Annotated in this window: 16 protein-coding genes and 1 tRNA gene; 15 read left to right on the top strand and 2 right to left on the bottom strand. The window is 72.3% G+C overall.

Features of this window, described 5'->3' with window-relative positions:
- Positions 1–88: 88 nt before the first annotated feature.
- Complete coding sequence (locus ACFVFR_RS15570; protein ID WP_383701644.1) at positions 89–586, top strand: MarR family winged helix-turn-helix transcriptional regulator; 498 nt, start codon at positions 89–91, stop codon at positions 584–586.
- Positions 587–725: 139 nt separating this feature from the next.
- Here the strand turns inward: ACFVFR_RS15570 and ACFVFR_RS15565 are convergent, their stop codons facing one another.
- Together ACFVFR_RS15565 and ACFVFR_RS15560 are read right to left on the bottom strand one after the other, a co-directional pair.
- A complete protein-coding gene (locus ACFVFR_RS15565) occupies positions 726–1349 on the bottom strand; it encodes a hypothetical protein (RefSeq protein ID WP_383701642.1) in 624 nt (207 codons plus the stop codon).
- A 276-nt stretch (positions 1350–1625) separates the two neighbouring features.
- Positions 1626–1697: transfer RNA gene (locus tag ACFVFR_RS15560), tRNA-Arg, on the bottom strand.
- A 268-nt stretch (positions 1698–1965) separates the two neighbouring features.
- On the opposite strand from ACFVFR_RS15560, the gene ACFVFR_RS15555 reads away from it, so the two are divergent.
- The 14 genes from ACFVFR_RS15555 (at position 1966) to glyA (ending at position 19937) form a co-directional block, all read left to right on the top strand.
- Complete coding sequence (locus ACFVFR_RS15555) at positions 1966–2436, top strand: response regulator (RefSeq protein ID WP_383701640.1); 471 nt, start codon at positions 1966–1968, stop codon at positions 2434–2436.
- A gap of 392 nt (positions 2437–2828) precedes the next feature.
- A complete protein-coding gene (locus tag ACFVFR_RS15550) occupies positions 2829–4871 on the top strand; it encodes a DALR anticodon-binding domain-containing protein (protein WP_383701638.1) in 2043 nt (680 codons plus the stop codon).
- Positions 4872–4906: 35 nt separating this feature from the next.
- Positions 4907–6298: a diaminopimelate decarboxylase gene (gene lysA, locus ACFVFR_RS15545; RefSeq protein WP_383701636.1), complete on the top strand. Its 1392-nt coding sequence runs from the start codon at positions 4907–4909 to the stop codon at positions 6296–6298.
- Between the two features lie 160 nt (positions 6299–6458).
- The gene (locus ACFVFR_RS15540; protein WP_383701634.1) at positions 6459–7751 is read left to right on the top strand and encodes a homoserine dehydrogenase; all 1293 of its coding nucleotides are present in this window, start codon (positions 6459–6461) and stop codon (positions 7749–7751) included.
- Between the two features lie 8 nt (positions 7752–7759).
- Positions 7760–8860: a threonine synthase gene (gene thrC / locus ACFVFR_RS15535; RefSeq protein ID WP_383701632.1), complete on the top strand. Its 1101-nt coding sequence runs from the start codon at positions 7760–7762 to the stop codon at positions 8858–8860.
- A gap of 380 nt (positions 8861–9240) precedes the next feature.
- Entirely contained in the window at positions 9241–10155 is a 915-nt protein-coding gene (thrB, locus tag ACFVFR_RS15530) for a homoserine kinase (RefSeq protein ID WP_383701630.1), read from the top strand.
- A gap of 409 nt (positions 10156–10564) precedes the next feature.
- Complete coding sequence (rho, locus tag ACFVFR_RS15525) at positions 10565–12646, top strand: transcription termination factor Rho (RefSeq protein ID WP_383701628.1); 2082 nt, start codon at positions 10565–10567, stop codon at positions 12644–12646.
- A gap of 410 nt (positions 12647–13056) precedes the next feature.
- Complete coding sequence (locus ACFVFR_RS15520; RefSeq protein ID WP_383701626.1) at positions 13057–14259, top strand: LCP family protein; 1203 nt, start codon at positions 13057–13059, stop codon at positions 14257–14259.
- Positions 14260–14551: 292 nt separating this feature from the next.
- Positions 14552–14776 carry a 50S ribosomal protein L31 gene (gene rpmE / locus ACFVFR_RS15515; RefSeq protein ID WP_383701624.1) on the top strand — a complete coding sequence of 75 codons (225 nt, stop codon included), beginning with the start codon at positions 14552–14554 and terminating at the stop codon, positions 14774–14776.
- A gap of 152 nt (positions 14777–14928) precedes the next feature.
- The gene (gene prfA, locus ACFVFR_RS15510; RefSeq protein ID WP_383701622.1) at positions 14929–16008 is read left to right on the top strand and encodes a peptide chain release factor 1; all 1080 of its coding nucleotides are present in this window, start codon (positions 14929–14931) and stop codon (positions 16006–16008) included.
- 8 nt (positions 16009–16016) lie between these two features.
- Positions 16017–16898 carry a peptide chain release factor N(5)-glutamine methyltransferase gene (gene prmC / locus ACFVFR_RS15505; RefSeq protein ID WP_383701620.1) on the top strand — a complete coding sequence of 294 codons (882 nt, stop codon included), beginning with the start codon at positions 16017–16019 and terminating at the stop codon, positions 16896–16898.
- Between the two features lie 101 nt (positions 16899–16999).
- Positions 17000–17647 (top strand): L-threonylcarbamoyladenylate synthase, encoded by a 648-nt coding sequence (locus ACFVFR_RS15500; protein WP_383701618.1) that lies wholly within the window; start codon positions 17000–17002, stop codon positions 17645–17647.
- A complete protein-coding gene (locus ACFVFR_RS15495) occupies positions 17644–18321 on the top strand; it encodes a protein-tyrosine-phosphatase (RefSeq protein WP_383701616.1) in 678 nt (225 codons plus the stop codon). The genes ACFVFR_RS15500 and ACFVFR_RS15495 overlap by 4 nt, the downstream gene beginning before the upstream one ends.
- 314 nt (positions 18322–18635) lie before the next feature.
- A complete protein-coding gene (glyA, locus tag ACFVFR_RS15490; RefSeq protein WP_383701614.1) occupies positions 18636–19937 on the top strand; it encodes a serine hydroxymethyltransferase in 1302 nt (433 codons plus the stop codon).
- The last annotated feature ends 52 nt before the right edge of the window (positions 19938–19989 follow it).

Here is a 19989-nt window from a genome sequence, read left to right as displayed (position 1 = left end):
CACAATGGAACGTCGCGTGCCCCTCGCCAGCCCACGGCGATGCGCGATGATGAGGTACGGGAACCCGGGCGGAGAAGAGAACGAGGGCATGAGCGACCACGACCACCGGCTGCACGACCTGGAGCGGGAGATGACCCTCCTCTCCCGCCACTTCGTCGCCTCGCGAGGCCCCCGCATCGGCCAGAGCCTGGACCGCTCCGCCTACGTCCTGCTCACCCGCCTCGAAGCCGGCGAACCCCTCACCCTCAAGGAACTGGCCCACACCTTCCACGTCGACGTCTCCACCATCAACCGCCAGGTCAGCGCCATGCTCAAGAACGGCCTGGTCGAACGCATCCCCGACCCCGAAGGCGGCCTGGCCCGCAAGTTCCGCCCCACCCCCCTCGGCCTGGAACGCCTGACCGCCGACCGCGCCATCAGCCGAGCCGGCACCACCCGCCTCATCGAGGTGACGGGCTGGCCAGAAGAGAAGACCGACCAGTTCGTCCAGCTCCTCATCGAGTTCAACCAGAGCATCGAACGCCTGGAGGGCCTGACCTGGTCCCGTGACTCCTCCTCACCGGAGGGGGCGACGGGGGAGGGGTGAGGGGGTGGTCTGACGAGAGGGTGCGCGGTACCACCTGGGACCAACTCGTCGGTTCGGCGACGTTTCCGCGCCCGCGCCCGATCGCGGGCGGCTCGCTTGCCCCGAGGCGGCCTTGCCGTCGGTGACGCCCTTCGTGAACCTAGGTCCCTGCCCCGCCCGCCGGGGTCCCTTCCACGGCCAGCGAGCGCGCGAGGTCGTCCCGCGCGCTGTCGAGCGCGGTGAGCAGCTGCGCGCGGGTCTCCTCGAAGTCAGGCTCGACCTCCACCCCGAGGTCGTGCCGCAGGGCGACCCTGAGCAGGTACACGCCGTCGGACAGCGGACCGCCGAACCACGCGTTCGCCCGCCGGTACGACTCGGTCAGGTCGGAGCTGCGGGGCAGGTTCCTGACGACCGAGTACCCGACTCCAAGAGACCTGTTGAGGGCCGAGGCCACCTCCAGAACGTCCTTCGGCAGTGCCATCTGCGCCTGGGAGTACTGGTCCGCCCAGGCCTCCTTGGCGACATCAAGGGGCGCAGGGTCGACGCTCTCGCCGCGTTTGGCTGCCTCCACGACGTCTCGGGCGGCCACCCGGTAGGCGCGAGCGGTGGCATTCAGGCGGGCGTAGAGATCCCGCCGGGCCTGGATCGCCTGATCCTCACGCTCTTGCTGGCGTTCCCGGTCGGCCCGCTGACTCTGCTCTCGATGGGGGCGCTGGCTGAGCACCGCTCCACCCAGCGTTCCCCCGACGCTGATAAGCGCGACGGCAAGTGTGGTCACGTCCACGAGATCCCCCATCCGCCTGTCGCCACCAGTGACCGGCGACGAAGGCGGCTTTCCCGCACTCGGCCCGATCTCGGCAAGTCAGCGCGAGGATAACCGGGAACAGGGATGTGTTCGGCGCTCACAGGCGTCGTCGTCGGCGAAACGCCCATTCCCCCGTCCAGTGCTCGCTCGCGGTCCTCGGCATGTGACTGCCCTGGGTGACACGAGTCCGCGCACGCAAAGACCCCGCTCCAGCGACTTCACTGGTGGCGGGGTCTTCTGGCACCTTCTGCGAGGTGCCCCCGGCAGGATTCGAACCTGCGCACACGGCTCCGGAGGCCGTTGCTCTATCCCCTGAGCTACGGGGGCGTGTCCGCCGTCTTTCGTGGCGACGGAGAGAACACTACCAGCTCATGAGGGGTGGCCATGAACGCCTTTCGCGGGGTGGGGCGGGCGGCTGGAAGGGGGGTCTCGGGGTGGGTTCGGGGAGGCGGGATCGGGGGGCGGGCGGGGCGAGGTGGGTGCTTGTAGCGCATTCGTCGCGCTTCGTGGGGAGCCTCGCTGAAACGTCCCTCGCACGTGGCGGAAGTGGGCAAAACCCGGACGCAGTCGGAGTCGCACGCCTACGCTTCGAGTTGTGCCTGGCGTGTCCGGCCGGGTCCTTGTCGTCGACGACAACAAGGTCATCCGGCAGCTAATCAGGGTCAACCTCGAGCTTGAGGGGTTCGAGGTCGTGACCGCGGCTGATGGTGTCGAGTGCCTGGAGATCGTGCATCGCGTAAGGCCCGACGTGGTCACTCTCGACGTGATGATGCCCCGTCTCAACGGGTTGCTGACCGCTGCTCGATTGCGGGATGACGCGCGTACTCGGCATCTTCCCCTCGCCATCGTCAGCGCCTGCACGCAGTCGGATGTCGACAGCGGGCAGTCCGCCGGCGTTGATGCCTTTCTTGCGAAACCCTTCGAGCCCGCCGAGCTGGTGCGGCTCGTCCGACAACTCGTGCGGCAGTCCGCCGGACACGAGGCGGGAGAGGACGGTGACGACGACGGCGGTCCCAGTTCCGGACCGCCAGAAGGCGTCGAGCCCGTCGTCCGGCCCGGTGGCTGAGCGGAGTGCGGCCCGGCTGACGGCGTTCGGTGGCTGCCGCGTGCGATGAGTCGGCGTGCCGGCGATCGCTGGACGGCACGTGGTCGCACGGTGGGCCGGGGCGAGGGGCGCAGGAAGGTCTCTGCGCTGGTGGGGGCAGGTCTCGCGCGGGGCGCAGGACGCGACGGCGAGTGAGGGGCGGGTGGGCGCGCCCCGCGGCCTCGCGATCACGGACGTGGACGGTCGGGGCCGGGGCGGGCCCCGCGTCCGGTGGGCCGGCCGGTGCGGGCGGGGGCGTGTGGGAAGCGTGCGGGTTCCGGCCGGGCGGGTGGGGCGCGTTCGGGGTGGTGGCGCCGGGGCGCGGCGGGAAACCCGTTGGCGAAGCCGACCCCCTTCTCCCATACGCTTGGACCGTGACCCCCGCGCAGCTCTCCCGCACCGTCGTGCATGTCGTGCGCTCTGCCGTTCAGGCTGGTGAGCTGTCCGTGCCGGCCGCGGATCTCGCGGCGTTGGCCGCCGAGGCGGGAAGTGTCGACGGCGGCGCGCGGCGCGGAATCGTGCGCGTACCTCCCCGGGCCGGGCGCGGCGACTTCGCCTCCCCTCTCGCCCTGCGGCTCGCCGCCGTCTCCGGGCAGGCGCCGCGCGAGGTCGCGGAGGTGCTGCGGCGTCGGTTGGCGCGGCAGCCGGGGATCGCGCGGGTCGAGGTCGCCGGGCCGGGGTTCGTGAACATCACCGTGGCCGACGGAGCGCACGCCGGGCTCGTACGGGAGGTGCTCGCGCAGGGCACGGCGTACGGGCGGGGCGACGGGCTCGCCGGGACGCGGCTGCGTCTGAGACCTGGAGCCGGGCCGCGCGCCGGCCTGTTCGCCGAGGTCATCGCACGGTTGGTTACCGCGTGCGGAGCCGAGGTCGAGACCGTGCGGCCGGTCGCCGCGACCGACCACGGCCGCCCGACCGGGCCGCGTGCCCACGCGGCCGGCCCCGCCCCCGACGCCGGCCGCTCGGTCGTTTCGCCGGCCACCGCCGACGCCACCGAGGCCCCCGACACCGTTGACGGTCCGCATGGCCGTGGTGCCTCCGGCGCCCGTCACGCCGGGGCCGTCGCCGGCTCGGCCGCCGGTGGGGAACGCGTCGCGGCGCTCGCGGCCGGACGTACCGGGGCCGCCGTCGACGACGTACCGCGCTCCTCCTCGGTGGCCGTGGCCGTGGGGGACGTGGAGACGGTGGCGCTGTCCGTGCGTGAGCCGGGGCGCACGCTGGAGGAGTGGGAGCGGGAGCTCGGGCGGGACGGGGCGCGGTGGGCGCTGTTGCACACCGCCGCGCACGACCTGCCGCGCTGCGCGCCGGAGACCGTGCTGGCCCAGCGTGAGAGCAACCCCCTGTTCCAGGTGCGGTACGCGCACGCGCGGGCCCGCGCCCTCTTGCGTAACGGCCGTGACCTGGGCGTTCTACCGTCTCCCGACCGGGAGTCGCCCTCGGCGGGCGAAGCCGGCAGCCCGGCGCCGGGGGAGAGCGACACCTCACGGACCGGCCCGACCGGCCCCGACGCCCTCCGCCACGACGGCCGCCACCCCGCCGCCCCCCGCCACAGCGCTTCCGACCCCGACTCCGAGGCAGCTCGCCGCCACGCGGGCCACCCCGAGGCAGCTCACCGCGACAGGGGCCACTCCGAGACAGCACACCCCGAGACAGCTCACTCCAACGCGACCCACCCCGAGGCGGCCCTCCGCGACGCGACTCACTCCGAGGCGGCCCCCCGCGAGGCGACTCACTCCGAGGCAGCTCACCGCGACGCGACGCACCCCCACGCGGGCCACCCCGAGGCAGCCCGCCGCGACAGGGGCCACTCCGAGACAGCACACCCCGAGACAGCTCACTCCAACGCGACTCACTCCGAGGCGGCCCTCCGCGAGGCGACTCACTCCGAGGCGGCCCTCCGCGAGGCGACTCACTCCGAGGCAGCCCTCCGCGAGGCGACTCACTCCGAGGCAGCTCACCGCGACGCGACCCACCCCCACGCAGCCCCCTCCGCGACGCCCCGCCGGGGCGCCGGCAGCGCCGCCCGCCCCGAGGCCGGCGAGCGCGCGTACGCCGGGGCGGCGCGGTCGCCGGCCGACCCCGCTCCCCGCCCCCGCGCCGGAGGCGAACCCGCTGGTCAGTCGGGGACTGGCGAGGCCGCGGTCCGGGCGCGGGCTGCTCTGTTGGGGTTGTTGGCGGACTATCCACGGGTGGTCGAGGAGGCCGCTCGGCGGCGGGCGCCGGACCGGTTGGCGCGGGAGCTGGAGGCCGTCGCCGACGCCTTCTTCCGCTTTCACGACACCTGCCCCCCGCTTCCGCGCGGCGAGGAGAAACCCTCGGCCGCGCACCGCGCCCGGCTGGCCATCGCCGAGGCCACCGGGACGGTGCTCGCCAGCGGCCTGAACCTGCTCGGCATCTCCGCGCCCGCCCACCTCTGAGCTACCTCCGAGTCGTTGTAGGAGACCTGAGAACCATGAGTCGATCCGCTCACCCCGCCGGGCCCCGGCACGCCGACGTGCTGCCCGAGGGCCACTACTTCGCCCCGCCCGCCGACCTGAACGCCCTCGACCCCAAGGTCTGGGCCCGCACCGTCACCCGTACCGACGTCGGTTCGGTGAGCGTGGGCGGGCTCGACGTGCGGGCGCTGGCCGAGGAGTTCGGCACGCCGGCGTACGTCCTGGACGAGAGCGACTTCCGGGCCCGCTGCCGCGCGTGGCACGAGGCGTTCGGCGGCGAGGCCGACGTGTTCTACGCCGGCAAGGCGTTCCTGTCCCGGGCCGTCGTGCGCTGGCTGCACGAGGAGGGGCTCAACCTCGACGTGTGTTCCGGCGGTGAGCTGGCCACGGCGCTGTCGGCCGGGATGCCCGCCGAGCGGATCGCCCTGCACGGCAACAACAAGTCCACCGAGGAGATCGAGCGGGCGGTCGAGGCCGGCGTCGGGCGGATCGTGCTGGACTCCTTCCAGGAGATCGTGCGCGTCGCGCACATCGCCGAGCGGCTCGGCAAGCGCCAGCCGGTGCAGATCCGCGTCACCGTCGGCGTCGAGGCACACACCCACGAGTTCATCGCCACCGCGCACGAGGACCAGAAGTTCGGCATCGCACTGGCCGGCGGCCAGGCCGCGGAGGCCGTACGCCGCGCGCTCAAGCTCGACGGGCTGGAGCTGATCGGCATCCACTCGCACATCGGCTCGCAGATCTTCGACATGGCCGGCTTCGAGGTCTCCGCGCGCCGCGTCGTGCAACTGCTGGCCGAGGTCCGCGACGAGCACGGCGTCGAACTGCCCGAGATCGACCTCGGCGGCGGCCTCGGTATCGCGTACACCTCCGACGACGACCCGCGCGAGCCGCACGAGATCGCCACCGCGCTGACCAGCATCGTCACCCGCGAATGCCAGGCCGCCGGGCTCGCGGTGCCGCGCATCTCCGTCGAGCCGGGCCGCGCGATCGTGGGACCCACGGCGTTCACGCTCTACGAGGTCGGCACGGTCAAGGAACTCGACGGGCTGCGGACCTACGTCAGTGTCGACGGCGGCATGTCCGACAACATCCGTACGGCGCTTTACGACGCCGAGTACTCCGTCTCCCTCGTCTCGCGCTCATCCGACGCGGACCCGATGCTGGTACGCGTGGTCGGCAAGCACTGTGAGTCTGGCGACATCGTCGTACGGGACGCCTTCCTGCCCGCCGACGTCGCGCCCGGTGACCTGATCGCGGTGCCGGCGACCGGGGCCTACTGCCGCTCGATGGCCAGCAACTACAACCACGCGCTGCGGCCCCCGGTGGTGGCCGTGCGTGACGAGGCCGCGCGGGTCATCGTGCGTCGGGAGACCGAGGAGGACCTGATGCGCCTCGACGTCGGGTGACAATTGAGGGCCGGCGGCGGGCCCGTCCCGGGCGCCGACGTGCGCCGTGCCGACAGACGAAATAGACATCTCGGATACTGGACGAGGCAGGGGAACTCCCGTCCAGTGAGTGAGACTGGTGCCGACGTATGTGCGGTAGTAGCAGAGGAAACGAGGTCGGATGATGCGTACGCGTCCGTTGAAGGTGGCGCTGCTGGGCTGTGGTGTGGTCGGCTCAGAGGTGGCGCGCATCATGACGACGCACGCGGACGACCTCACGGCGCGCATCGGAGCCCCGGTCGAGCTGGCCGGCATCGCGGTCCGCCGCCCCGGCCGGGTGCGCGCCGGGGTGCCCGCCGAGCTGATCACCACCGACGCCACGGCACTGGTCAAACGCGGTGACATCGACGTCGTCATCGAGGTCATCGGCGGCATCGAGCCGGCCCGCACGCTCATCACCACCGCCTTCGAGCACGGCGCCAGCGTCGTCTCGGCCAACAAGGCACTGCTCGCCGAGGACGGTGCCGCGCTGCACGCCGCCGCCGAGGAGCGGGGCGCCGACCTGTACTACGAGGCGGCCGTCGCCGGCGCCATCCCGCTGGTGCGCCCGCTGCGCGAGTCGCTGGCCGGGGACACGGTGAACCGGGTGCTCGGCATCGTCAACGGCACCACCAACTTCATCCTCGACAAGATGGACTCAAGCGGCGCCGGGTACTCCGAGGCGCTGGACGAGGCCACCGCGCTGGGGTACGCGGAGGCCGACCCGACGGCCGACGTCGAGGGCTTCGACGCGGCGGCCAAGGCCGCGATCCTGGCCGGAATCGCCTTCCACACCCGGGTGCGACTGGACGACGTCCACCGCGAGGGCCTCACCGAGGTGACGGCCGCCGACATCGCGTCCGCAAAGCGCATGGGCTGTACGGTCAAGCTGCTCGCGATCTGTGAGCGGGCCGACGACGGCCGCTCGGTCACCGCCCGGGTGCACCCGGCGATGATCCCGCTCAGCCACCCGCTGGCCTCCGTGCGCGAGGCGTACAACGCGGTCTTCGTGGAGGCCGAGGCCGCCGGCCAGCTCATGTTCTACGGCCCCGGGGCCGGTGGCGCGCCGACCGCCTCGGCCGTCCTCGGTGACCTGGTCGCCGCCTGCCGCAACCGGCTGGCCGACACCACGGGCCCCGGCGAGTCCGCGTACACGCGGCTGCCCGTCAGCCCCATGGGGGAGGTCGTCACGCGCTACCACATCAGCCTCGACGTCGCCGACAAGCCGGGCGTCCTCGCGCAGGTCGCCCAGGTCTTCGCCGAGCACGGCGTCTCCATCGACACCGTCCGCCAACAGGGCAAGGACGGTGAGGCGTCACTGGTCGTGGTGACGCACCGGGCGCCGGACGCGGCGCTCTCGGCCACCGTGGAGACGCTTCGGCAGCTCGACACGGTACGCGGCGTCGCGAGCATCATGCGGGTTGAAGGGGAGTAACGGAAGCAATGACCGCAAACATCAGCGCTCGGCAGGGGACCCACCAGTGGCGCGGGGTCATCGAGGAGTACCGCGACCGGCTTCCGGTCGGCGAGCACACGCCGGTGGTCACGCTGCGCGAGGGCGGCACGCCGCTGGTCCCCGCGCAGGTGCTCTCCGAGCGCACCGGGTGTGAGGTTCATCTCAAGGTCGAGGGCGCCAACCCGACCGGGTCCTTCAAGGACCGCGGCATGACGATGGCCATCACCCAGGCCAAGGAGGCCGGCGCCAAGGCCGTCATCTGCGCCTCCACGGGCAACACCTCCGCCTCGGCCGCGGCGTACGCGGTCCGCGCCGGCATGGTGTGCGCCGTCCTGGTGCCGCAGGGCAAGATCGCGCTCGGCAAGATGGGCCAGGCCCTGGTGCACGGCTCGCGCATCCTCCAGGTGGACGGCAACTTCGACGACTGCCTGACGCTGGCGCGTGAACTGTCCGAGAAGTACCCGGTCGCCCTGGTGAACTCGGTCAACCCGGCGCGTATCGAGGGCCAGAAGACCGCCGCCTTCGAGGTCGTCGACGCGCTCGGCGACGCCCCGGACATCCACGTCCTGCCGGTCGGCAACGCGGGCAACATCACCGCGTACTGGAAGGGCTACCAGGAGTACGCCGCCCCGTCCCCGCACGGCGCGGCCGTCTCCACCCGTACGCCGCGGATGTGGGGGTTCCAGGCGTCCGGCTCCGCGCCGATCGTGCGCGGCGAGCCGGTCAAGGACCCGCACACCATCGCCACCGCGATCCGCATCGGCAACCCGGCGTCCTGGGAGCTGGCCGAGCGGGCCCGCGACCAGTCGGGCGGCTTCATCGACGAGGTGACCGACCGTCAAATCCTGGCCGCCTACCGGCTGCTCGCGGCGCGGGAGGGCGTCTTCGTGGAGCCCGCGTCCGCAGCCAGCGTCGCCGGCCTGCTCAAGGCCGCCGAGCAGGGCAAGGTCGACCCCGGGCAGCGCATCGTGTGCACGGTCACCGGTAACGGCCTCAAGGACCCGGACTGGGCGGTGGCGGGCGCGCCGCAGCCGGTCACGGTGCCGGTGGACGCCGACGCCGCCGCCAGCAGCCTGGGCCTGGCGTAACCCTGACGCAACCCCCTCGTAACCCCGGGTAGTCGGCGGGCGCGAGGGGAGGGGGATTTCTCGCGGAGTAGCCGCTAATTCCCTTGGTTTTATGCCACTGGGCAGTGATAAGCAGGGATAAAGGGAAGCACGGGACGGCTCACGACACGCATCGTGCGCCTCCCGTGCGCCCTATGTCGCCACAGAACCTTCCTTCGATAGGCTGTACTGAATCCGCCCCGTCGCAGCGCACCCGCCGCAGAGCAATCAGCTCCGCGCGGCATTGCCGAAACGGCCCTCGCGGTGTTCCGTACCTCCTCGATTCACCGCCGCCAGCACACCGCAGCCCGTACACACTCGCCCTCACACGTCCGTAGTCACACAAGGAGAGTCATCGAGCGATGGCCGGTCCAGCGTTCCGTGCCGCCGCCGTCCGGGTGCGCACCCCCGCCACCAGCGCCAATCTCGGCCCCGGCTTCGACGCCCTCGGCCTGGCCCTGGGGCTGTACGACGACGTGGTCGTCCGAGTCGCCGATTCCGGGCTGCACATCGACATCGCGGGTGAGGGCGCGGACACCGTGCCGCGCGACGAGAGCCACCTGCTCGTGCGTGCCCTGCGCGCCGCGTTCAACCTCCTCGGCGGCCAGCCCCGGGGCCTGGAAGTGGTGTGCGCCAACCGCATTCCGCACGGCCGCGGACTCGGCTCCTCCGCCGCCGCCATCTGCGCGGGCATCGTCGCCGCGCGAGCGGTGACCATAGGCGGCGCCGAGCGACTGGGGGACGAGGCCCTGGTGGAGCTCGCGACCGAACTCGAAGGACATCCGGACAACGTCGCGGCCTGCCTGTTCGGCGGGTTCACGCTGTCGTGGATGGACGGTGGGGTCGCGCGGGCCATTCGCATGACACCGGCGGATTCCATCGTTCCGGTGGTCTTCGTACCCGCGCGCGCGGTGTCGACGGAGACGGCGCGCGGCCTGCTGCCGCGCACGGTCCCGCATGGGGACGCGGCGGCCAACGCGGGTCGTGCCGCGCTGCTGGTCGAGGCGCTGACCAGGCGTCCGGAGCTGCTGCTGACGGCGACCGAGGACCGGCTGCACCAGGAGTACCGGGCCTCGGCCATGCCGGAGAGCGTGGGCCTGGTCAACCGTCTGCGCGCCGACGGCGTCCCTGCGGTCATCTCCGGTGCGGGCCCCACGGTGCTCGCGCTGGTCGAGAGCGGTGCGGCCGACAAGGTCGCCCGACTGGCGGGCGAGGGGTGGGCCGCGAATCGGCTGGCCCTCGACGCCGGGGGTGCGAGCGTCCTGCCGCTCGCCTGACACACGGGGGCCAGGGGGGCCACCCCGGGCCTGGCTGAAATGCGATTGCCGGACTTGGAGAGGGGGAATGTTTGTTGGAGCCGGTAGTGTTAACCTCAAGTCTGCACCTGCAGCCTTTTGGACTGTTGCAAAGGCGCAGTGCTCACCGTCCCCATTCGGGACCACCCTTCTTCCGGGAGCCTCCCCAACTGCCTGAGCAGCCTGCCTGAGCAGTTTTGAGCACGCTCCGGAATCGGCGTGGCGGATCTGAGTGATACGTCTCTACCGTGCGCCGGACCCAGCACCGATCTTTCCGCCGTCCTGGCGGACCACCGCCCCGGCCCAGTCCACGTGGTACGGACCACAGCCGGACAGCACAACCGGTCGCCGAGCCAGACAGGCCGACGCCCGCTCCAGGGAAGGACCCTTCGTGAGCGACACCACCGATCTGATGGGCGTGAACGCCTCCGGCAACTCCGACGGCTCCGTCGGCAGTGCCGCCGCGCCCGCTACGGACGCTCCCGCCGCGCCTGCCACCGGTGCCACTGCTAGTGCCCCCAGGCGGCGCCGTTCCGGTACCGGCCTCGACGCCATGGTCCTGGCAGAGCTGCAGCAGCTCGCCTCCAGCCTCGGCATCAAGGGCACCGCGCGGATGCGGAAGAGCCAGTTGATCGAGGTCATCAAGGAGAAGCAGGCCAGTTCCGGTGCCGCCAAGAGCGCCGAGACCGCGCCCGCCGCCGAGGCGCCGGCCAAGCCCAAGCGCCGCGCGACCTCCAAGGCGCGTACCGGCGAGGGAGCCGACAAGCAGTCCGAACCGGCTGCCGAGCAGGCCCCCGCCCAGCAGCAGATCGACATCCCCGGCCAGCCCGTCAGCGACGAGGCCCCCGCCGGTGAGCGCCGCCGGCGCCGCGCCACCTCCCAGGCGGGCAGCCCGGAGAGCGCCGAGCAGGCCGCCGAGCCGCAGGCCGAGAGCAAGACCGAGGCCAAGGGCGACGGCCGGGCCGACGCGAAGGCCGAGGCCGACGGCGGCGACGCCAAGCCCGCCAAGGGCGAGCGCGGCGACCGTGGCGAGCGCGGCCAGAAGAGCGAGCGGCGCGAGCGCGGCAACCAGCGCGAGCGCGGCGACCGTGGCGAGCGCGAGGGCCGTGGCGAGCGCGGCGAGCGCGAGGGCCGACGGAACAAGAACGACGACGGCGGCGGCCAGGGCGGCGGCCGGCAGCAGCGCGAGAGCCGTGGCCAGCAGCAGCGGGCCGACGAGGACGGCGAGGACTTCGAGGGCGGCCGGCGCGGCCGGCGCGGTCGCTACCGCGACCGGCGCGGGCGTCGGGGCCGCGAGGACTTCGGCAACGAGCCGCAGGTCGCCGAGGACGACGTCCTGATCCCCGTCGCGGGCATCCTGGACATCCTCGACAACTACGCGTTCATCCGCACCTCCGGCTACCTGCCGGGGCCCAACGACGTGTACGTCTCCCTTGCCCAGGTCCGCAAGAACGGGCTGCGCAAGGGTGACCACGTCACCGGCGCCGTGCGCCAGCCGCGCGAGGGTGAGCGGCGCGAGAAGTTCAACGCGCTGGTGCGCCTGGACTCGGTCAACGGCATGGCGCCCGAGACCGGCCGTGGCCGTCCCGAGTTCGGCAAGCTGACCCCGCTGTACCCGCAGGACCGACTGCGCCTGGAGAACGAGTCCGGCGCGCTGACCACGCGGATCATCGACCTGGTGACGCCGATCGGCAAGGGCCAGCGCGGTCTGATCGTGGCCCCGCCGAAGACCGGCAAGACCATGATCATGCAGGCGATCGCCAACGCGATCACGCACAACAGCCCCGAGTGCCACCTGATGGTCGTCCTCGTCGACGAGCGGCCCGAAGAGGTCACCGACATGCAGCGGTCGGTCAAGGGCGAGGTCATCTCCTCGACCTTCGACCGCCCGGCCGAGGACCACACCACCGTCGCCGAGCTCGCCATCGAGCGGGCCAAGCGGCTGGTGGAGCTCGGGCACGACGTCGTGGTGCTGCTGGACTCCATCACGCGTCTGGGCCGTGCGTACAACCTCGCGGCGCCGGCCTCCGGGCGCATCCTCTCCGGTGGTGTGGACTCCACCGCGCTCTACCCGCCGAAGAAGTTCTTCGGTGCCGCGCGGAACATCGAGGACGGCGGCTCGCTGACCATCCTGGCCACCGCGCTGGTCGACACCGGCTCGCGCATGGACGAGGTGATCTTCGAGGAGTTCAAGGGCACCGGCAACATGGAGCTCAAGCTCGACCGGAAGCTCTCGGACAAGCGCATCTTCCCCGCGGTGGACGTGGACGCGTCCTCCACGCGTAAGGAGGAGATCCTGCTCGGCAGCGAGGAACTGGCGATCGTCTGGAAGCTCCGTCGCGTGCTGCACGCGCTGGACTCCCAGCAGGCCATCGAGCTGCTGCTGGACAAGATGAAGCAGACCAAGTCCAACGCCGAGTTCCTCATGCAGATCGCGAAGACCACGCCCGCGCCGGGCAACGGCAGCGACTGACACGCGCGCGCGGGTGCCTCCGCTGCCGGCCGGCAGCGGAACCCGCCCACGGGCTTCGGGGCCCCTTCCGTACCGCACGCGGTACGGAAGGGGCCCTTCCGCGTGCCGGCGTAGAGCGCGCGCCGCTCCCACCCGCGCCGGAGCCGCTCCCGGTCCGGGTCGACTGAGATGTGGAGCACAGCGATTCCCGGCCATCAGGAGGGCAACCAGTGCCACCGCTGTCCGCGAAACAGCAGGTGAACGCGGTCGTCGCGGGCGTCGGAGTCCGCTCGGGGGCGGTGCGCGGGGCGAATTTTCCGCAGCCGGCGCTATGCAACCCTGACGCCCGAGCCCTCGTCTGACTAGTCACGACGGGGCGCGCCAAAGGATGGCGTCAGGGGGTAGCGCAACCATCGAGGACTGAGGAGCCCATGGCGGACGAGAGCAACAGCGTGTCGGGGGTGCGGCGTCGCCGTGGCCGAAAAGCCACGGGACGGCGCCGTAAGACGCCGAGCAGGCGCCGTCGGACCCTGGTGACGACCGCGTGGATAGCCGCGGCCCTCGTGCTGCTCGGCGGTGGAACGCTCGGCTATCTCTACTACCGGCTCAACGGCAACCTCACCGGCGTGGACATCAACGCCGCGCTGGGTACCGAGCGCCCCGCCGACGTCGACAACGGCTCGATGGACATCCTCGTCCTCGGCTCGGACTCGCGCGCCGGCAAGAACGACAAGTACGGCAAGGACGAGGGCGGCGCCCGTTCGGACACCGCGATGATCCTGCACGTCTACGAGGGCCGGAAGAACGCCAGCGTGGTCAGCATCCCGCGCGACACCCTGATCACCCGGCCCACCTGCACCAAGGACGGTCAGGAGACGCCGGCGGCCCAGCGGGTGATGTTCAACACCGCGTACGAGGTCGGGGGGCCGGCGTGCGCCGTCAAGACGGTCGAGTCGATCACCAGTATCCGCATGGACCACTACCTCGAGGTCGACTTCTCCGGCTTCAAGGACCTCATAGACGAGCTCGGCGGCGTGGACATCACGACGACCGAGCCCATCAAGGACAAGCAGAGCCACCTCAACCTGGAGCCGGGGGAGCACACTCTCAACGGCGAGCAGTCGCTCGGGCTGGTGCGTACCCGGCACGGCGTCGGCGACGGCACCGACCTGGGCCGCATCACGCTGCAGCAGGCGTTCGTCAAGGCCCTGCTCGACCAGGTCAAGGACGTCAACGTGTTCGGCAACCCGAAGAAGCTCTTCGACCTGGCCGACACCTCGACCAAGGCCCTGACCACCGACTCCGACCTGGCCTCCGTCGACGAACTGCTGGGCTTCGCGCGCGGGCTCAAGGGCATCGACTCCCGGCACATGACGATGGTGACGCTGCCCGTGGTGTACGACACGATCGACATCAACCGGGTGGTGCCCATGGAGGACAAGGCCCGCCAGGTGTGGCAGGCGCTGCTGGCCGACCGACCGATCCCCAAGTCGGCCACCAAGGGTTCGGTCGGCGACCCGCCGGAGGCCGGCAAGGTGGTCGGCGCCGACACCGACGCCGCGCGGGGTGCGGACACGACCGGGGCCGGCACGAGCCCGACCCCGTCGCTGACGCCGGGCATCACCCGCCACTGAACCCGCTCAGGCCCGGGCCGGAGCCCCCCCCAGGGCCCCGCCGGGGCGCCCGCCGGCGGCACCAGAGGGGCGTCGGCCCGGGGCCCGGCGCGAGGGGCCGGGGCGGGCGCCTGTGAACGGCGGGGGGCGGGTGGAATACCCGGCGGTCCGGTCTCGTTTTGGGAGATACGGCCAGTCCTGGCAGACTGGTCGATCGGCTCCGGTTCACGTCAGGCAGCCATCCCTTCCGACCTGCCCATCGGGTCGAGGGGGCCCAGCGACCCGGTGCCCTCCCGAAACCTAGGAGATTCCCTTGAAGCGCGACATCCACCCCGAGTACATCGAGACCCAGGTGAGCTGCACCTGTGGAGCCTCGTTCACCACGCGTAGCACCGTGGCCGACGGCACCATCCGTGCCGACATCTGCTCCGAGTGCCACCCGTTCTACACGGGCAAGCAGAAGATCCTCGACACGGGTGGCCGCGTGGCCCGCTTCGAGGCACGCTTCGGCAAGAACGCCGGGTCCGCCAAGAAGTAGCGACCCAAACGGCGCCGGTTCCCGGCCGCCCCGACCGGGGTGGCCGAGGACCGGCGTTCTGTCGTAGCGGCCGTTTCGCCCGCTGCCCAGCCCGCGCCGCCGGCGTCCGGGTCACGATCCCCCCCAGCCCCCTTGCGGAGAAACGAGTCCCGATGTTCGAGGCGGTCGAGGAACTGATCGGCGAGCACGCCGACCTCGAGAAGCGGCTCGCCGACCCCGCGGTCCACTCCGACCAGCGGGAGGCGATGCGACTGAACAAGCGGTACGCGGAGCTGACCCCGATCATCGCCACCTACCGCGACTGGAAGCGCGCCGGTGACGACATCGAGGCCGCGCGCGAACTGGCCGCCGACGACCCGGACTTCGCCGACGAGGTCAAGGAACAGGAACAGCTTCGCGAGCGGCTCACCGAGAAGCTGCGCCTGCTGCTCGTGCCCCGCGACCCCAGCGACGACAAGGACGTGATCCTGGAGGTCAAGGCCGGCGAGGGCGGCGAGGAGTCCGCCCTGTTCGCCGGCGACCTGCTGCGCATGTACCTGCGCTACGCCGAGCGCGTCGGCTGGAAGACCGAGATCATCGAGGCCAACGAGTCCGACCTCGGCGGCTACAAGGACGTACAGGTAGCGGTCAAGACCAAGGGCGGCGGCGGGGCCACCGAGCCCGGTCAGGGCGTGTGGGCGCGGCTGAAGTACGAGGGCGGCGTGCACCGGGTGCAGCGCGTGCCGGCCACCGAGTCGCAGGGCCGCATCCACACCTCGGCCGCCGGCGTGCTGGTCACCCCCGAGGCCGAGGAGGTCGAGGTCGAGATCGGACCCAACGACCTGCGCATCGACGTCTACCGCTCCTCGGGCCCCGGCGGCCAGTCCGTCAACACCACCGACTCCGCCGTGCGCATCACCCACCTGCCCACCGGCATCGTGGTCTCCTGCCAGAACGAGAAGAGCCAGCTCCAGAACAAGGAGCAGGCACTGCGTATCCTGCGTTCACGACTGTTGGCCGCGGCGCAGGAGGAGGCCGAGCGCGAGGCGTCCGACGCGCGCCGCAGCCAGGTTCGTACGGTGGACCGGTCCGAGCGCATCCGTACGTACAACTTCCCGGAGAACCGGATCTCCGACCACCGTGTGGGATTCAAGGCGTACAACTTGGACCAGGTGCTCGACGGCGAGCTGGACGCGGTCATCCAGGCGTGCGTCGACGCCGACTCCGCGGCCAAGCTGGCCGCCGCCCAGTAGGAGGGCCCGTGCAGCAGTCACCCGGGGGGCGCCCCCCGAACCCGCGGTCCGTGCTGCTCGCTGAGGTGGCGCAGGCCACCCAGCGGCTGGCCGACGCCGGCGTGCCGTCGCCGCGCTTCGACGCGGAGGAACTCGCCGCGTTCGTGCACGGCGTCAAGCGGGGTGAGCTGCACGCCGTCGCCGACGCGGACTTCGACGCCCGCTACTGGGAGGCCGTCGCCCGCCGCGAGGCGCGCGAGCCGCTCCAGCACATCACCGGCCGCGCCTTCTTCCGCTACCTCGAACTCCACGTCGGGCCGGGCGTGTTCGTGCCCCGACCGGAGACCGAGTCGGTCGTCGGCTGGGCCATAGACGCCGTGCGCGCCATGGACGTCGTGGAGCCGCTCATCGTGGACCTGTGCACCGGCTCCGGGGCCATCGCCCTGGCGTTGGCCCAGGAGGTGCCGCGCTCGCGGGTGCACGCCGTCGAACTGGACGAGGGCGCGCTCCAGTGGGCCCGCAAGAACGTCGAGGGCTCCCGCGTCGTCCTGCACCACGGGGACGCGCTGGCGGCGCTGCCCGAGCTGGACGGCCAGGTGGACCTGGTCATCAGCAACCCGCCGTACGTGCCGCTGACCGAGTGGGAGTACGTCGCTCCCGAGGCCCGCGACCACGATCCCTCGCTCGCGCTGTTCTCCGGCGAGGACGGCCTGGACACCATCCGCGGCATCGAGCGCACCGCGCACCGCCTGCTGCGCCCGGGCGGCGTGGTCGTCGTGGAACACGCCGACACCCAGGGCGGCCAGGTGCCGTGGATCTTCACCGAGGAGCGGGGGTGGGCGGACGCCGCGGATCACCCGGACCTGAACAACCGCCCCCGCTTCGCCACCGCCCGCCGGGCCATGCCATGACGGGTCGCACGGCACGCCCGCGCCCGCGGGCCCGCGCGGCGGCGGCGCACCGCGCCAGGGCGCGGCAGCAGACATTGGTCACGTACGAGGAGGTCCGTTAAATGGCTCGGCGATACGACTGCGGTGACGCGACCGACCGCAAGACCGGCCTGCGCGAGGCCGCGTCCGCGATCCGCCGCGGTGAACTGGTCGTGCTGCCCACCGACACCGTGTACGGGGTCGGGGCGGACGCCTTCAGCGCGGAGGCCGTGGCCGATCTGCTGGAGGCCAAGGGGCGCGGGCGCGGCATGCCCTCGCCCGTCCTCGTCGGGTCCCCGAACACGCTGCACGGCCTGGTCACGGACTTCTCCGAGCAGGCGTGGGAGCTGGTGGACGCGTTCTGGCCGGGCGCGCTGACGCTGGTCGCCAAGCACCAGCCGTCGCTGACCTGGGACCTGGGGGAGACCCGGGGCACGGTCGCGGTGCGGATGCCGCTGCACCCGGTGGCCATCGAGCTGCTGACCGAGTTCGGGCCGATGGCCGTCTCCAGCGCCAACCTGAGCGGGCACCCCTCGCCGCAGGACTGCGACGCGGCCCAGGACATGCTCGGCGACTCCATCTCGGTCTACCTCGACGCGGGGCCGACGCCGGCCGCCGTGCCGTCCTCCATCGTGGACGTCACCGGCAAGGTGCCGGTGCTGCTGCGCGCGGGCGCCCTGAGCGCCGACCAGCTGCGGGAGGTCGTTCCCGATCTCGAGGTGGCCAATTGACGCCCCCCCACGGGCGTGGCATAGCGGACGGTGACCCCTTCCGCGACGGTGGCCCCGGCCACGGCGCGGGTGCCTTTCGCATCCTCCACGTCAGCACCGGCAACGTGTGCCGCTCGCCCATCACCGAGCGGCTGAACCGGCACGCCCTGGCACACCGGCTCGGTGACCCGTACATCGGCGGCCTCGTCGTGGAGAGCGCGGGCACCTGGGGTCACGAGGGCGCGCCGATGGAGGCGCACGCCGCCACCGTGCTGTCCGACTTCGGCGCGGACCCGGACGGCTTCCTGGGCCGGGAACTGCTCGACGAGCACGTCATCCGCGCCGACCTGGTCCTGACCGCGACCCGCGACCACCGCGCCCAGGTGATCTCCATGGGGCACTCGGCCGGTCTGCGCACCTTCACGCTCAAGGAGTTCACCCGGCTCGTGCGGGCCATAGACCCCGCGACGCTGCCCGACCCCGAGCAGGTCGGCGGCGTCGTCGAGCGCGCCCGCACCCTGGTGCGGGCCGCCGCCGCGCTGCGCGGCTGGCTGCTGGCGCCCAGCGAGGAGGCGGACGAGGTGCACGATCCGTACGGGGCGCCGATCACCTTCTTCCGCAGCATCGGCGACGAGATCAACCAGGCCCTGGACCCGGTGGTCACGGCCCTGACCGGAGTGCCGGCCCCCGCGTAGGGCGCCGCCGGGCCGCGCCGCCCGCGCGCGGTGCGCCGGCCGACCCGCCACCGGCCGGCGCCACCCCGCCCGCCAGCGCCCTCAGCGGGCGCGTGCCGCCCGGCGACGGCCCCCGCCCGGGGAAGGCCCGGGCGCCCCCCGTGCGAGCGGCACGGCAGCGCACAGCGCCCCGGCGCCCACGGCCGGCGGGCGCGCCCCGCGCGCGTGGGGCCACTCGCGCGGTCACACCAGCCCGAACGTGGTGTGTACCGGGCAGACGCGGCATCGCGGACCTACATTGGGCCTACGCCCCTTCTAGGCCCGGAGGCAGCGCCATGTCGGTCATCGCCACGCCCTTGCCGCAGACCCCCTGGGGGGCCGACCTCGACGCGCTGCGCCGGGTCGATCCGGAGATCGCGGGGGTGTTGCTCGGCGAGCTGGACCGACAGTCGGACGGGCTCCAGCTCGTCGCGGCCGAGAACTTCACCTCGCGGGCCGTGCTGTGCGCGCTCGGCTCCCCGCTGGCCAACAAGTACGCCGAGGGCTATCCGGGCGCCCGCCACCACGGCGGCTGCGAGCTGGTGGACCTCGCCGAGCGCATCGCCGTCGACCGGGCCAAGGCGCTGTTCGGCGCCGAGCACGCCAACGTCCAGCCGCACTCGGGCTCCTCGGCCGTGCTCGCCGCGTACGCCGCGCTGCTCCGCCCGGGGGACACCGTCCTGGCGATGGCCCTGCCCCACGGCGGGCACCTCACGCACGGCTCCCCGGCGAACTTCTCCGGCCGCTGGTTCGACTTCGTCGGCTACGGCGTGGACCGCGCCACCGGCCTCATCGACTACTACCAGGTCCGCGCCCTGGCCCTGGCCCACCGCCCCAAGGCCATCGTCTGTGGCTCGATCTCCTATCCCCGGCACCCCGACTACGCCGTCTTCCGGGAGATCGCCGACGAGGCGGGCGCCTACCTCATCGCGGACGCGGCCCACCCCATCGGCCTGGTGGCCGGCGGTGCGGCGCCCAATCCGGTGCCGTACGCGGACGTGGTCTGCGCCACCACGCACAAGGTGCTGCGCGGACCGCGAGGTGGCCTGATCCTGTGTGGCGCGGGCTTGGCCGAGCGCATCGACCGCGCGGTCTTCCCCTTCACGCAGGGCGGTGCGCAGATGCACACCGTGGCCGCCAAGGCGGTCGCGTTCGCCGAGGCGGCCACGGCCGACTTCGTGGCGTACGCCCACCGCGTGGTCGACAACGCCCGGGTACTGGCCTGGGTGCTGGACGGGATGGGGCTCGACCTGCTGACCGGTGGCACTGACACACATCTGATCAGCGCCGATGTCACGGGTCTTGACCTGGACGGGCGCACCGCGCGCGGTCGGCTCGCGGCGGCCGGGATCGTCCTGGACACCTGCGCGCTGCCGCACCCGGGTCAGCCGGCCGGGTACGTCAGGGGCCTCCGGCTCGGCACCGCCGCGATCACCACGCAGGGCATGGGGGAGGCCCAGATGGAGCTGATCGGGGAGCTGGTCGGGGCGGCCCTGCGGGAGGAGTCGGGGACCCGTGGCCGAGTCGCGGAACTGGCCGGAAGCTTTCCCCCCTATCCGGTCATCGACGCACCCCAGAGCGGTGGGGGGAACCACTGACGGCCGCCGTGCGTCTGTCTTGAAGTTCACAGGAGAACGTCGGACGCGCATA

Origin of the sequence: Streptomyces sp. NPDC057702 (assembly GCF_042799315.1) — a bacterium.
GTDB lineage: Bacteria > Actinomycetota > Actinomycetes > Streptomycetales > Streptomycetaceae > Streptomyces.
Note: the sequence above shows the minus strand (reverse complement) of the source record. Positions and strands in the feature narration are given on the sequence as shown.